Here is a 13,582-nt window from a genome sequence, read left to right as displayed (position 1 = left end):
ACACCTGATCGCCACGGGCAATCCGCGGGGTCGTCGGCCACGAACTCCTGGTGTGAACGCAACCACACGCAGGCAGAAGACCGATCCCGGGGTGCCGCGGCTGCCGCTGTGGGCGGCAGCCGCGGCGGGCCTGATCGCGGTAGGGGCGGCGTTGGCCGCCGGGCACCTCGTCGCCGCGCTCATCGACCCGTTCGCCTCGCCGTTCCTGGCGGTGGGCAACACCGCCATCGACCTGACACCGCACCCGGTCAAGGATTTCGCGATCCGCACGTTCGGCGAGGACGACAAGATCGTCCTGCTGGCCGGCATGGCCTTCGTCATCGCCGCCGGCGCGGTCGTGGCGGGACTGCTGTCCCGCCGCAGCCCGCTGCCGGGCACGCTCCTGGCCCTCGCGCTGGGCGTGGTCGGTGTCGCGGCGGTGCTCGCGCGGCCCACCCTCGGCACGACCGCCGCCCTCGCGCCGTTGGCCAGCCTGGTCGTCGGTGTCCTGGTCTTCAGGTGGCTGCACCGGCTCGCACCCCGGTCGCGAGCGCCCCGCCCGCCGGCGGCCGGCCCGGGGGCCGTCGAGGACACTGTGGACGGAGCCGGCGCGACGCGGACGGTGGACTGGTCGGTTCCCGGCCTGGGGCGCCGCCGCTTCCTGATCACCTCCACGGCCGTGGCCGCCGCGGCCGGAGCGACCGCGGCGGCGGGGCAGTTCCTCGGTGGCCGGGTCGACGTGGAGGCCTCCCGCCGGTCGATCCGGCTCACCCCCGGCGTGACCGCGCCGCCGATCCCGGCGGGCGCGGACTTCGCCGGTCAGGGAACCCCTCCCTTCATCACGCCGAACGCGGATTTCTACCGGGTGGACACCGCGTTGTCGGTGCCGAAGTTGCGGGCGCAGGACTGGCGGTTGCGCGTGCACGGCATGGTCGACCGCGAACTCGTGCTCACCTACGACGACCTGCTGGACCGGCCGTTGGTGGAGAAGACCATCAGCCTGTGCTGCGTGTCCAATGAGGTCGGAGGTCCTTACATCTCCACCACGAACTTCATCGGCGTGTCCCTGCGCGACATCCTCGATGAGGCGGGCGTCCGCCCGGGCTCGGACCAGCTCGCGACTCGGAGCGTGGACGGCTGGACCTGCGGCACCCCTGTCGAGGACATCATGAGACCCGGCAGCGACGCACTGCTGGCCATCGGCATGAACGGCGAACCGCTCCCGGTCGAACACGGTTTCCCCGTGCGCATGGTCGTGCCGGGCCTGTACGGGTTCGTCTCGGCGACGAAGTGGCTGGTCGACGCCGAGCTGACCACCTTCGCCGACTTCGACGCGTACTGGGTCAAGCGGGACTGGGCGCGCCGCGCGCCGATCAAGACCATGTCCCGCGTCGACCGGCCCAAGGCCTTCGAACGCGTGCCCGCCGGGACGTTCGTCGCCGCCGGGGTGGCCTGGGCCCAGCGCAGGGGCATCGACAAGGTCGAGGTCCGCGTCGACGGCGGCCCCTGGCAGCCCGCGACCCTGAGCCGGGAAGTCAACATCGACACCTGGCGGATGTGGCGGGCGGAGCTGGAACTCCCCGCCGGCTCGCACACCCTGGAAGCGCGGGCCACCGACCGGACCGGCTACACCCAGACCGCCGACCGGGCCGAGCCGATCCCGGACGGCGCCGCCGGCTGGCACACGATCGTGTTCACCGCACAACCCTGACCAGCACGAAGGCAACCGGCCCGGAAAATCCCGCGGATCGACCAATCCGGTGGGCCGGCGGCGTCGAAACACCAGTGACAGGCCGGGAAACACAGTTCCGGTAATCGTCCTCAAAGGAGTGAACACCATGCGCAGCACCCGGCTCGCCTCCGCGATCGGCGTCCTCACCGCGGCCCTCATCTCCGTCACCGCCTGCAGCAGCGGCGGCGGCGAAGCGGCTCCCGACACCACAACCCCGGCCGCCACCACCACGACCACCACGACCACCAGTGCGGCGATGGGCGACGGCGTCACCACCACCGGGGACGTGTTCGGCGCCGGCTGCGCCAGCCTGCCCGCGGACACCGAGGGCTCCCTCGACGGCATGGTCGACGACCCGGTGGCCACCGCCGCGAGCAACAACCCGCTGCTTACCACCCTCGTCGCCGCCGTCAAGGAAGCCGGCCTCGTCGACACGCTGAACAAGGCCGACGCGAAGTACACCGTCTTCGCGCCGTACGACCCGGCCTTCGAAGCCCTCGGCCAGGAAACCCTCAACACCGTGCTGGCCGACAAGGCCAAGCTCACCGGCATCCTGACCTACCACGTCGTGCCGCAGCGCATGGACAAGGAAGGCATCCTCTCCTCCGCCAACCTGCCCACCGTCCAGGGCGGCACCCTCAAGGTCGAAGGCTCCGGCGACAACGTGACCGTGAACGGCGCGAAGGTGCTGTGCGGCAACATCCCCACCGCCAACGCCACCGTGTTCGTCATCGACAAGGTCATGATCCCCGCATCCTGATCCGCTCGACCCGCTGATCAACCGAAGGGATCGCCGCCACCTCCCCGTGGCGGCGATCCCTTCGGTTGATCAGCGCTGCGGGGACCTCGGAACCGAGCCACCGGCGATCGCGTCGCACGGCGAGTTCACCGACGTCGGTCTGGACTCGCTGCTCGCGGTGGCACTGACCCGCAGGCTCGGGTCGACCTCGACATCGCGGTGACACCGGCCGAGGTGTGGGCGCACCCCTCACCGGCCGAGCTGGCCACCCACGTCGACTCCATGCTCTGAGGGGCAGGACCTGTGCGTTCTCTGGTGGGCAGGACCCAGGTGTTCCTCCGAGGGCAGGGACTACGCGTTGCTGAACAACCCTTCGAACACCGCACGCGCCTCTCCGCCGGGCCTGATGCCCAGGTCGGCGTCCAGCACCCGCCACAGACGGCGGTAGACGTCGATCGCGCCCACGCGGTCGCCCAGGTGGACCAACGCGCGCATCAGCAGTACCTGCAACGACTCGCGGGTGGGGTGGGCGGACGCGTGCGCTGCGAGGAGGTCGGCTGCCTCCTCCCACGCGCCGAGCGCGACCTTCGCGGTCGCCAGGTGTTCCACGGCGGCGATTCGGCGATCCCGCCACAACGCGGCCACCGCCGTGGCCGGAGCGGACGGCACCAGCCCGACCAGTCCGTCGACCGGCCACCCCGACAGCGCGGTGGTCAACGACGTGACGGCACTGCGCGGATCGCCTTGGCGCAGGGAGTCCATGCCACGGCGGAGCAACGCGCCCGCGCACAGCACGTCCACGGCCTCGGTGGGCACGTCCAGCCGGTAGCCGTGGCCGACGTGCGCCAGCAGGCGCGACAAGCCGGCGTTCGCCGTGTCCAGGCAGCGCCGCAGCCGTGACGCGTACAGCTGGAGGTTCTTGAGCGCGCTGCGCGGAGGTTCCCGCTCCCACAGGTAGTCCACCAGGCGCTCGGTGGACACGGCGGCACCGGCGTCCAGCGCCAGCGCGACCAACAACGTCCGCGACTTCACCCCGCCCGGCACCACGGCGACCGCCTTCGGCCCGCCCACCGAGGTCCCGCCCAACAGCCGGATGTCGACTTCCCGCCGCACGTGCGACGTCGAACGGACCGACACCCCGGATCTCCCCACGTCGAACCCGATCAGCCACCTCACACGGTAGGTCCGGCCGGAGGCGGGCGGCGGGGGGCCGAATGCCGCGAACCACCGTACGGCGCAACGCATACCGGACGTATACCGGCAGGTGGGAGCGTGCGGCTCGACGCCCGCACCGCGGGGAGGCACCGGACGATCCCGCAGCATCCCGATTCGGAGAACCGCAACGCCTCGCGCGGTGCGGTCCGGTCGCCGCGACGGGACCGGGGACGATCGCGGGCGGGTTGATCAGCACCACCCGACGCGGCGCGCCGACCGGTCCCGCCGCACCTCTCCAGAAGGGACGTGACCGATGGACCTGACCTTCGACGACTCGGAGCTCGACCTCGGCGACCTGGCCGTCACCGCGATGCGTGACGCCGTCGCGCTGCCGGAGACCGGCGCCTCGGCGGCGGCCTGCTCGTGCAGCAGCACCTCGTGCTGCTGCTGCCAGCAGCCGCAGCTGCCGTCGTAGTTCCGAGCCGGAGCCGGGAGCGTCCGTGCGGGCGCTCCCGGCCCACACCAGGGGGAGCACCGGATGGCGAGTGATCGCACCACCACCGAACTCGCGCCGTACGCGCTGGTCCGGGTGGCCGCGCTGCCACACCCCCGACCGGCGCCCTCGGACTTCCGGGCGGGCCTGGACGCGGTGGTGGTGGCCGAGACCCGGATCGCCGAGCTGGCGCCGGACCTCGCCGACTCCCTGCACGACAGCGCCGCCGGCCACTCGACCGCGTTCCACCGCGAGGTCGTCCTGCCGCTGCGCCGCGACGTGCACAACGGCCGCGCCCCGCGTTCCCCGGTGTCGGGCGCTCTGGCGGAACGGGTGCCGCTGCTGGCGGAGTGGTTGGCAGCGCACGAGGAGCTGGCACGGGCGGTGGACGTCGTGCTGGCGGAGTGGCCGCACGACCTGGCCGCGTCCCGCACGTGGCTCGCGGAGGTGTGCGCGAGCGATGCTCTGCGCCGCGCGAGCGTGCTGACCGGCCCCGACCTGCTGCACGGCTTGGACCGCACCGCGCGAGGCCTGGGTGAGCCGGACCGCAAGGCGCGCAAGGCGGAGCCGACCGTGCTGCGGTACGCCCTGCGTGCGACTTCGAAGACGAGCCCCCTGTCCTGGTACACGCACGTCGGCTGGGGGGTGTGGGGCGACGGACCGTGGCCCGCGGCGGAACCGGTGTCGCATCCGGCCGTGCACCGCCTGCTCGTGACGAGGCTGGTCGACGCCCTGGGCCGGCGGATGCCGCACCGGCTGGCACCGGCCCTGCGGGAACGCGACGGCCGCCTGCTGTTCCGCCGGGACGTCCCGGTCGAGGGCGTCGGCCGGGCGGCGGTGGTCCGGGAGGAAGAGGTGGACGTGGCCGCGTCACGCCCCTTGCTGTTCCTGGTCGAGGTGCTGCGGGACGCGGGGCCGGACGGGCTGGCACCGGACCGGATCGCCGCCGCGCTGGCGCTGAAGCTGACCACGCCGGACGCCGGCCGCGCTGCCCGCGCGTTCGTGGCGAAGACCCTCGACCTGGGGCTGCTGGTGCCGGTGTCCCCGATCCACCCCCAGGACCCGGACGCGGTGGGCTCGCTGGCCTCCTGGCTGGCGCCGACCGACGACGACACCGCCCGCGGGCTGGCCGCGCTCGCCACGACCACCGCCGCGTTCGCCACCGCCGATCCGCCGACCCGCGCGGCCGTGCTGGCGCAGCTCTCCGACGGCTGGCGGGAACTCGGCGAGCGGGTCGGCGCGGACCTGACCGGCGTGACCCCGGTGGTCGAGGACGTGCTGCTGCCCGAGCCGGTGCCCGTGCCGCCGGGAGCCGCGCCCGCGCTGACCCGGCTCACCCCGCTGCTGGTGGCGTTCGACCAGCACGTGCTGCTGCGTCGGCTGATCCGGACCAGGTTCGTGGAGCAGTTCGGCGCGGGCGGTGTCGCGACGTTGGCCGACTGCTCGGCGTCGCTGTCACGGGCGTGGCAGGAGTCGATGAACGTCGACGGCCTGGACGACCCCGACGTCCGTGCCGTCGTGGAGGCGCGCGACAAGCTGGCCGGGCAGGTCCACGACGGCGTGGTCACCGACGACGTGCTGGCGTCCGCCGCGGACCTGCTGCCCGCGTGGGCGACCCGGCGCACCGGCTCGTACGGCTTCTTCGCCCAGCCGACCCACGACGGGCGGCTCGTGGTCAACCGCGTGTACGCCGGGTTCGGCAAGTTCACCAGCCGCTTCCTCGACTCGCTGCCCGGCGCGCGCGACGCGGTGGCGCACCAGGTGCGCCGCCACACCACCAACCCGGTGCAGTTCCGGCCGGTGCAGGGCTTCAACGCCAACCTGCACCCGTTGCTCGGCGCACGCGAGGTCGGCGAGGACGCCCGGTGGGCCGACCTGGCGGCCGACGAGCTGGACGTGCGGCACGACCCGGTGACCGACGAGGTCAGGGTGACGCACGGCGGCGTCCCGCTCGACGTGCTGTACCTGGGCTTCCTGATCCCGCTGGCGCTGCCGGACCGGCAGGTGCCGCTGTACTCCGACCTCGCCTGCGGCTGGGTGGACCTCGACCGGCTGCGCGCCGCCACGGTGGACGGCGACGTGACCGCCCGTGGCCGCTTGACGTACGGGGACGTCGTGCTGGCACGCCGTTCGTGGGACTTCGCCGTGCCGCCGCCGGTCGGCGCGGAGGAACGGGCGGCGCTCGACGTGGCCCGGTTGCGCGCCAGGCACGGACTGCCGGAACACGTGTTCGTCGGGCCGGACCGGGGGCCGGTGTCGGCCGACGCCTACCGACGCGCGCTCACGGCGGGCAAACCGCAGTACGCCGACCTGGGCGACCCGCTGCACCTGCGCTGCCTGCCGCGTCTGCTGGCGCGGTTCCCCGACGGCGTGCGGCTGTCCGAGGCGCTGCCCGTGCCCGGCGCCGGGGGCGGCCGGGTGGTCGAACTGATCGCGGAAACGTACTGGAGGGCCTCGTGACCGACGTCGTCTGCTACTACCACGACCCGGTGAAGGCGCCGTTGCTCCGCGATGCCGTGCTGCCCGCGCTCGCGGAGGCGGAACGTGCCGGTGCGACCGGGCACCTGGAGCGGCACTGGTTGCACGGGCCGCACGTGCGGGTTCGCCTGGAGGGGACCGAGGAGGCCGCGGAACTCGTCGCGTCACGGCTGCGCGGACACCTCGCCAACCGTCCGTCAACAGTGGACCTGGATCGCTCGGTCATGCTCGCCCAGGCCAGGCAGAACGGGATCGCCGAGCTGGTGCCGCCGCCGTACGAGCCGATCCACCCGGACAACACGGTGGTGGTCGAGCCGACCGACCTCACGGTTCTCCGGCAGCTGTTGGTCTCCGACGCGCTGGTCGCCCTGCGGACCCGGTGTCTGCGGCTCGGCCTGCCCGCGATCACCGACGCCGTGGCCGTGGCCGGCACCAGCCAGTCGCGCGTGCTGCTTGCCGTGGTCGCGATGACGGCCCACGCGAGCCGGTTCCCGGCGGGCCTGGTCAACGGGTACCACTCGTTCCTGTCGCACCTGGAAGGCTTCCTGCTGCACAGCGACCCGGAAGGCGTGCTGCGCGCACGGTTCGGCGGTGTGTGGGAGCGCAACGCCGATCAGGTGGTCCAGACCGTCCGCGGTGTCGCTGACGGCACGGTCGACACACCGTGGGCGCTGTGGACGGACGGCACCCGTGCGGCGATCGAGGAGGTGTTCGACCGCGGCGGACTGCCCACCGCGTACTCGACGCACCTCGGCGAGCGCGCGGTGGAGATGGGCGAGGAAGAGGCCATCCGGCGTTGGCACCGCGACGACACCGGTCGGATCAGTGACTACCACGTCAAGCTCCGGGAGGTCGACTTCGACCACCCGGATTACCAGCGGCCCGTCACCGTCTACCGCTTCGGGACGAACATGCTCTACCAACTGCTGGCGGTGTGCGACGTGACGCCCGTCGAGCGCTACCTCGCCGCGAGCCTGGTCGTGCGGGCGGTGCAGCGGGTCACCGGCGTCGAGTGGTCCGAGCACGTCGCGCAGATGGCGAAGGTGACGCGGTGAGCGCGGTGGTGTTGCGGCTGCGGCCGATCGTGCACGCGACGCCCACGGCGACCGGTCTGCACGTGCGGGGGTGGCGCTCCAGCTTCACGCTCGACGGCGGCACGGGGCTGTGGACGATCTGGGAGCGGTTGGCCGGTCCGCTGGCTGACGGCGTGCCGCCGGAGCAGCTGGCCGTGCCGGGGAACGCGCCGCCGGCCGTGGCACGGGCGCTGGAACTGCTCATCGGCCAGCTCCACGAGCACGACATGCTGGTGGAGGCGCCGGCGTCGTGGGCTGACGACGTGCCGGCGGACATCGCGAGTTGGCTGGAATCCGTTGCGCCCTCACCGGTCGAGGCATGGCGGCGGCTCCGTTCCGTGACGGTCGAGGTGACCGGCGAGGGCGCCTTGGCCGGTCACGCGCGCCGCGCCCTCGTCGCCGCCGGCCTGGACGTCGCGCTCCGGCCCGGGAGCGGTCTGCTCCTGGTCGCCGCCGCGCACGCCGTTGCCGCCGGGTGCGCCGCCGACGTCGGTTTCGTGGTCGCGCCGGGTGCGGTCGCGGACGTGGAGGCCGACGCGGCGGCGGTGGCGGCACGGTTGGCGGGCGCGCCGGGGACCCCGCCGGAGGTGTTGGCCGCGCTCGTCGGATCGGCTGCGGCGCACCGGCTCGTGTGCGCGGTCGGCGGGTTGCCCGACCCGTCCACCGAGGTGGTGGACATGTGGAGCGACGTGCCGCCGACCGGGCCGCCGCACCAGGCCGTCCTCGTGGCCCGCGTCGACCCGCTGCACGCCGAGTACCACCCGTGGCTGTCGGCGGTCCGGCCGCAGGAGCCGAACGGCGCGGTGGTGGAGGTCCTGGGTGATCGGGAGTTGGGGCCGGTGCCCACCCCGGTGCCCGGTGACCTGCCGCAGCTGCCGGTCAAGCTGGCCGCGTCCGGTGGTGCGATCGGCTTCGGCACCACGGAACACGCCGCCCGGCTCGACGCCCTGCTCCGCGCCGCGCGTGCCCTCGCACCGGACGGCGTGGTGCTCGGCGCGGATCGGGTGCACGCGTTCGGCTTGGCCTTGCGCACGGCCGTGCGGCACCTCCGCGGCACACCGGTGCACGAAGACGAGTGGGCCGCCGACCCGACCGCCCGGCGGTGGTGGAAGGCCGTGACGCTCAGGTTCGCCCTGCCCGCCGTGGTCGAGGTGACCAGGCTCGGTCCGCGCGTGGTGCGCGCGGTGGTCGGGGCGGACGGCGGGGAGCTGTCCTGGGCGGTCGAGGCCGGACCGGCGGACGCCGTCGCGTTCGCCGCGATGGCCGCGGCCGGGCAGGCACAGGCCGGTGTCACCGAACCCGTCGTGCTCTGCGGTGCCGCGCCCTTCGCCGAACCCGACGGCGCCGCCGCACCGTGGACGAACCGGGACTGGCACTGGCCGTACGGGTTGCGTGACGGCGAGGAGGCGTTCCAGGACGACCTGCGGGCGCTCGCGGCGGAGGTCAAGCCGGTGCACCTCGGTCCGGTGTTGGAGGCGGCCGGGCTGGTGGCGTTCGCGGTCTCGGGGGACGACCGGTGACCGTGCGGGTGGTGGAGCTGGCCGACTACACGATCGGTGACCTGCACGGGATCGGCGCGGGCGGCCCGGTGCTGCCGGTGCGGTTCGACGGTGCGCTGGTGCTGATCGGGCCGGTGTCGGACGGGGTGTGCGTGAGCTGCGCCGAGGACGCGCGGCTGGCCACGCTCGGCTCGTCCGTGCCGCGCGGGGATCGGCGGATGCGGTTGGGCGGCTTGGCGTCCCCGTCACTGCGGCCATTGATCGCGGTGCTGGTCGAGCGGGTGTCGGCTGACCCGGACGCCTACCGCGACAAGGTGGTGGCGTTGCGGACGGACCTGGCGACGGTGGGGGAGCACCGGGTGCGGCCCCGGTCCGGTGGCTGCCCGACGTGCGGCCCGTTGCCGGCGGATTCGCCGGAGGCGGTGGTCCGCGAGTCCGTCCCGGTGGTGCCCGGCACGGTGCGCGGGCCGAACCCGCTCACCGAGGGGGACGCGCTGCACCGCGAGCTGTTCGACCTCAGGCACGGCCCGGTCGCCGGGATGCACCGCATCGGTGACCTGACCGTGGCGGCGGTGACCGCCGAGCTGGGCGGCGGGCACGCCGGGTTCGGCCGCACCGCCGACTACGCCGAGGCCGAGCGGGTCGCGCTGTACGAAGCGGTGGAACGGCACGCGGGCATGCGGCCCCGGCGCGTCACCACGGTGGTGGAGGCGTCGTACGCCGAGCTGGGCGACCGCGCGCTCGACCCGACGCGGCTCGGCCTGCCCGACCACGAGTCGCCGCACGTCGTGCCGTACCACCCGGACGTGCGGACCCGGTGGGTGCACGGCTGGTCGTACACCCACGGGCGGCCGGTCCTGGTGCCCGAGCACGTGGCGTACTGGGGTCGCGGCGAAGGGGCGCGGTTCGTGGACGAGACGTCCAACGGCTGCGGCACCGGCAACAGCCTCACGGAAGCCGTGCTGTACGGGCTCTTCGAGGTCGCCGAGCGGGACGCGTTCCTGACGGCCTGGTACGAGCGGACGCCGTTGCGGAGCCTGCGCGTGCGCGACGGCGTCACCGCCCACGTCGCGGACCGGTTGGAGCAGCTCGGGTACCGGCTGGAGCTCTACGACGCCACCAACGACCTGGGTGTGCCCTCGGTGCTGTCGCTCGCGCGGTCGTCCCGGCGGCCTCGCGCGTTCTTCGCCGCCGGGGCCGGGCTGGACCCGGACGCGGCGATGCGGTCGGCGGCGGCCGAGGTGGTGATGGACGTGGAGGCGGGCGCCAAGCGCTACCGCGTCGAGCCCGGCGACTACGACGCGGAACGGCTGCGGCTGCTGCTGCGCGACCCGCGGCTGATCCGGGGCATGGACGACCACGTGAACGTCAACGGCCTGACGGAGGCCGTCGAGCGGTACGACTTCCTGGTACCCGGGCCAACGGTCGACTTGTCGGTGCCGGACGTGCCACGGGACGACCTGGACGCGTTGCTGGAGCACTACGTGGGCAAGTGGGCGGCGTCGGGGCTGGAGGTGATCGCGGTCGACCAGAGCGACCCGGTGGTGCGCGACCGGCTCGGCCTGCACTCGGCGAAGGTGATCGTGCCCGGCACGGTGCCGATGACGTTCGGCGAGCTGAACCGGCGCACGCGCGGCATACCCCGGCTGCGCCTCGCCGGTCCTCCGCTGCCCCACCCGTTCCCGTGAACGCCGAGGCTCTGCGCGCCGCCTACACCCACGGGCCGGGGCGGGTGGTCGAACCCGGCACGTCGCCGCGCACGACGGCTCCGCCGGGGCCGCGCGTGCCGCTGACGGCGTTGCGGGGACGCTTCGGCGTGGCGTTGACCCGTCTGCTGACCGACGTGGCGACACCGCTGCGGTGGGAGCCGTGGAACCAGTACAACGACCACCGTGCGTACCCCTCGGCACGGGCCGCGTCCACCGTCGACCTCGTGCTGGAGGGGCGGTGGCTGCTCGACCCGGTGCGGCGGGAGTTGGTCGGCGAGGGGACGCCGGTGGTCGGCGGGCCGGCGCGGATCGAGCTGGTCCGCCGCCGCGACCGGCTCTCGCCCGGCTACCACGAGTTCGGCGACGTGCTCGCGGAGCTGGAGGTGGGGCACGTCGCGGCGGCGTTGGTCGAGCACGCGGCACGGCTCGGTCTGGACGCGCGGGTGTCCGGGCTGACCGTCACCGTGACGTTCGGTGGTGCCGCCGATCCGGTTCCGCCCTCGCCTCCCGCTCGGCCTCGCAGTTCGGGCGTGGGTCCGCGTGGCGTCGCGGCCGATCCCCGGCCACTGCCTTCGAGCGTGCTGCACGCGGTGGTCGCGGCCGTCGACCACCCGCCCGCCGGGTCGCCCGTGCGTGACGGCCTCCGGCACCGGATGGCCGTGCGGAACGTCGAGGGCGTCGCCGATGGCTGGTACGCCGTGGACGGTGGGCTGCGGCTGGTGTCACCGGGACCGGCGGTGCCGTCGTTGCGGCCGGTGTTCGGACATCCGCCCGGGACGATCCACGTCGCCTCGATGAACCTCGCGCTGGTGACGACCGGTGACCCGGCCGCCGCCGTGGCTTCCGGCGGTCCGGACGGCTACCTGGCGCTGCTGCGCGCGGCCGGTGCGACCGCGCAGCACGTGTGCACCGCCGCAGCGGGCGCCGGCGCGTTCTGCCGGCCGGCGCGCAGCACCGACGACGGACCGCTGGAGGCACTGGTCGGCGCGCCCGCGTCGCACTCGCTGCTCTACCTGCTGCTCGTCGGCCGCCCGCGTGGCACGGGCTTCGCCTACGACCTCACCCCACTGGAGACGTCATGACGTGGACCAGCCTGCACGTGCGGCTGTCGTGGGCGGTCGAGGACGTCGACGCGTTCCTCGCCGACGTGCTCGCGCCGGAGCTGGACGGGCACCGCGCGGCGGGACGTGTGGCCGACTGGTTCTACGTGCGGTACTGGGAGGACGGTCCGCACCTGCGCGTCCGGGTCCGTGACGCGACCGTGGACGTCGCCAGTCGGGTGCGCTCGCTGGTAGCGGAGGCCGATCACCCGGTGCGGGTCTCGTCGCCCGACTGGCCGCCGCACGGTGACGTCCGGGAGGCGCCGTACGTGCCGGAGGTGGAGCGGTACGGCGGCCCGGAGTCGCTGCCCGTCGCGGAAGGGGTGTTCTGCCGCAGCACGGAGGTGGCGGTCGCCGTCCTGCGGTCGGCGGGGTCGAAGTTCACCGCCGCCGTGGAGCTGGTGATGGCCACGACGATCGCGCTGGAGCTGGACCGGGTGGAGGCCGCGTCGTGGCTGCGGTCCCTGGCGACGGGGTGGCGGCAGGTGCGCGAGCCCGTCGCACCGCCGGGGGTGACGTCCCACGTCGCCGCGCGGACCCTGCACGAGGCGCGTGCGACCCACCTCGCCGCCCGGTGGAACCGCCTCGAATCGCATGCGACGGGTGCGGTGGCGTACTGGGCGGACCGGGTGCGGGCGGCGGACCTGCCGCGCTACGCCTGGGCCTCGCAGCTGCACATGCTGTTCAACCGCCTGGGGCTCGGTCCGGAGGAGGAACGAACCGCCTGCCGGTTGGTGGCGATGACGGCCGAAGCGCCGGACGGGCCCACCCCGTTCCACTCGGACGGCGCGACGGCGCCCGACCGGCGCTACCTGGCGGCGAGCAGGTTCCACTCGGGCGTGCCGGACCAGGGTCCGCTGGAGGTGGGGTACGCGCCGCCGGTGGCGTCGCCGTGGTGGCAGGACGTGCCGCTGCCCGAGGCCGCGCCCGTGCCCGGTGCGCTGGCCGACGCGTTGCTGACCAGGCACACCGCACGTGGCGCGGCGCTGTCCGGTTCGCTCGACGCCGGGCAGTTGGCGACCCTGCTGTGGACGGCGCAGGGCGCGCTCCCGGACGGTCGGCGGCCCTACCCGAGCGCGGGGGCGCGGCACAGCGCGCGGCTGCGGGTGGTGGCGTTGCGGGTGACCGGCCTGGAGCCGGGTGTGTACGAGGTGGACGAGGTGCGGCGGACACTGGTCCGCGTCGCGCCCGCGCCGCCGGTGGAGGACGTGCTGGCGTCGTCGATGTGGTTCGGCGAGGGTGAGGGGCGGGCGGACCCGACCACGACGCCCGCGGTGCTGGGGCTGTACACGCGGGTCGGTGCGCTGCGCGCGGCGTACGGCCTGCGGGCGCTGCGGTTGGCGTTCACGGAGGCGGGGCACTTGGCGCAGAACCTCGCGTTGGTCGCCGCGTCGTCGGGATTGGCGTTGGGCCTGGTCGGCGGCTTCTACGACGACATGGCGCACGACGTGCTGTGCCTGGACGGGGTGGACGACACCCTGGTCTACCTGCTGCCGCTGGCCTCGGTCGGGTGAGTCGCGCTTCCCGGTGACGGCCACCGCCAAGGCGGCCGGTCGGGGACGTCGTGGGTGCGGCGCCGAACAACTCCTTTGATGTGCGTGCTTTGCGGCCTACACTTCTGGGAG

General features: G+C 74.0%; 11 protein-coding genes. 10 read left to right on the top strand and 1 reads right to left on the bottom strand.

From position 1 onward, the window contains the following. The first annotated feature begins 52 nt into the window (after nucleotides 1–52). The 3 genes from ACRAKI_RS19090 (at nucleotide 53) to ACRAKI_RS19080 (ending at nucleotide 2,673) form a co-directional block, all read left to right on the top strand. Nucleotides 53–1,690 (top strand): molybdopterin-dependent oxidoreductase, encoded by a 1,638-nt coding sequence (locus tag ACRAKI_RS19090; protein ID WP_447001863.1) that lies wholly within the window; start codon nucleotides 53–55, stop codon nucleotides 1,688–1,690. A gap of 127 nt (nucleotides 1,691–1,817) precedes the next feature. Then, nucleotides 1,818–2,471 carry a fasciclin domain-containing protein gene (locus ACRAKI_RS19085; RefSeq protein ID WP_447001862.1) on the top strand — a complete coding sequence of 218 codons (654 nt, stop codon included), beginning with the start codon at nucleotides 1,818–1,820 and terminating at the stop codon, nucleotides 2,469–2,471. 46 nt (nucleotides 2,472–2,517) lie between these two features. Beyond that, complete coding sequence (locus ACRAKI_RS19080; RefSeq protein ID WP_447001861.1) at nucleotides 2,518–2,673, top strand: acyl carrier protein; 156 nt, start codon at nucleotides 2,518–2,520, stop codon at nucleotides 2,671–2,673. A 128-nt stretch (nucleotides 2,674–2,801) separates the two neighbouring features. On the opposite strand, the gene ACRAKI_RS19075 is transcribed toward ACRAKI_RS19080, so the two are convergent. After that, a complete protein-coding gene (locus tag ACRAKI_RS19075; RefSeq protein WP_447001860.1) occupies nucleotides 2,802–3,587 on the bottom strand; it encodes an AfsR/SARP family transcriptional regulator in 786 nt (261 codons plus the stop codon). 331 nt (nucleotides 3,588–3,918) lie between these two features. Between ACRAKI_RS19075 and ACRAKI_RS19070 the strand changes: the two genes are divergently transcribed. The 7 genes from ACRAKI_RS19070 (at nucleotide 3,919) to ACRAKI_RS19040 (ending at nucleotide 13,471) form a co-directional block, all read left to right on the top strand. Then, nucleotides 3,919–4,080, top strand: a complete 162-nt coding sequence (locus ACRAKI_RS19070; RefSeq protein WP_447001859.1) for a thiazolylpeptide-type bacteriocin — start codon at nucleotides 3,919–3,921, stop codon at nucleotides 4,078–4,080. 63 nt (nucleotides 4,081–4,143) lie between these two features. Continuing rightward, nucleotides 4,144–6,558 carry a lantibiotic dehydratase gene (locus ACRAKI_RS19065; protein ID WP_447001858.1) on the top strand — a complete coding sequence of 805 codons (2,415 nt, stop codon included), beginning with the start codon at nucleotides 4,144–4,146 and terminating at the stop codon, nucleotides 6,556–6,558. Then, nucleotides 6,555–7,631: a lantibiotic dehydratase C-terminal domain-containing protein gene (locus ACRAKI_RS19060; RefSeq protein ID WP_447001857.1), complete on the top strand. Its 1,077-nt coding sequence runs from the start codon at nucleotides 6,555–6,557 to the stop codon at nucleotides 7,629–7,631. Before ACRAKI_RS19065 ends, ACRAKI_RS19060 begins: the two co-directional genes overlap by 4 nt. Beyond that, nucleotides 7,628–9,169 carry a hypothetical protein gene (locus ACRAKI_RS19055; RefSeq protein ID WP_447001856.1) on the top strand — a complete coding sequence of 514 codons (1,542 nt, stop codon included), beginning with the start codon at nucleotides 7,628–7,630 and terminating at the stop codon, nucleotides 9,167–9,169. The genes ACRAKI_RS19060 and ACRAKI_RS19055 overlap by 4 nt, the downstream gene beginning before the upstream one ends. Beyond that, entirely contained in the window at nucleotides 9,166–10,836 is a 1,671-nt protein-coding gene (locus ACRAKI_RS19050; RefSeq protein WP_447001855.1) for a TOMM precursor leader peptide-binding protein, read from the top strand. The genes ACRAKI_RS19055 and ACRAKI_RS19050 overlap by 4 nt, the downstream gene beginning before the upstream one ends. Further along, entirely contained in the window at nucleotides 10,833–11,939 is a 1,107-nt protein-coding gene (locus tag ACRAKI_RS19045) for a hypothetical protein (RefSeq protein WP_447001854.1), read from the top strand. The genes ACRAKI_RS19050 and ACRAKI_RS19045 overlap by 4 nt, the downstream gene beginning before the upstream one ends. Then, nucleotides 11,936–13,471, top strand: coding sequence for a thiopeptide-type bacteriocin biosynthesis protein (locus ACRAKI_RS19040; protein ID WP_447001853.1), 1,536 nt, complete (start codon nucleotides 11,936–11,938; stop codon nucleotides 13,469–13,471). Before ACRAKI_RS19045 ends, ACRAKI_RS19040 begins: the two co-directional genes overlap by 4 nt. Nucleotides 13,472–13,582: the final 111 nt, after the last annotated feature.

The sequence above is a fragment of the Saccharothrix isguenensis genome (assembly GCF_052936305.1).
The sequence above is the reverse complement of the archived record's forward strand: the minus strand, read 5'-3'. Positions and strand labels throughout refer to the sequence as shown.

Bases quoted from the DNA above. Each gene is read 5' to 3' on its own strand.
- ACRAKI_RS19085 (WP_447001862.1), top strand. From the start codon at position 1,818: ATGCGCAGCACCCGGCTCGCCTCCGCGATCGGCGTCCTCACCGCGGCC.
- ACRAKI_RS19070 (WP_447001859.1), top strand. From the start codon at position 3,919: ATGGACCTGACCTTCGACGACTCGGAGCTCGACCTCGGCGACCTGGCC.
- ACRAKI_RS19065 (WP_447001858.1), top strand. From the start codon at position 4,144: ATGGCGAGTGATCGCACCACCACCGAACTCGCGCCGTACGCGCTGGTC.
- ACRAKI_RS19040 (WP_447001853.1), top strand. From the start codon at position 11,936: ATGACGTGGACCAGCCTGCACGTGCGGCTGTCGTGGGCGGTCGAGGAC.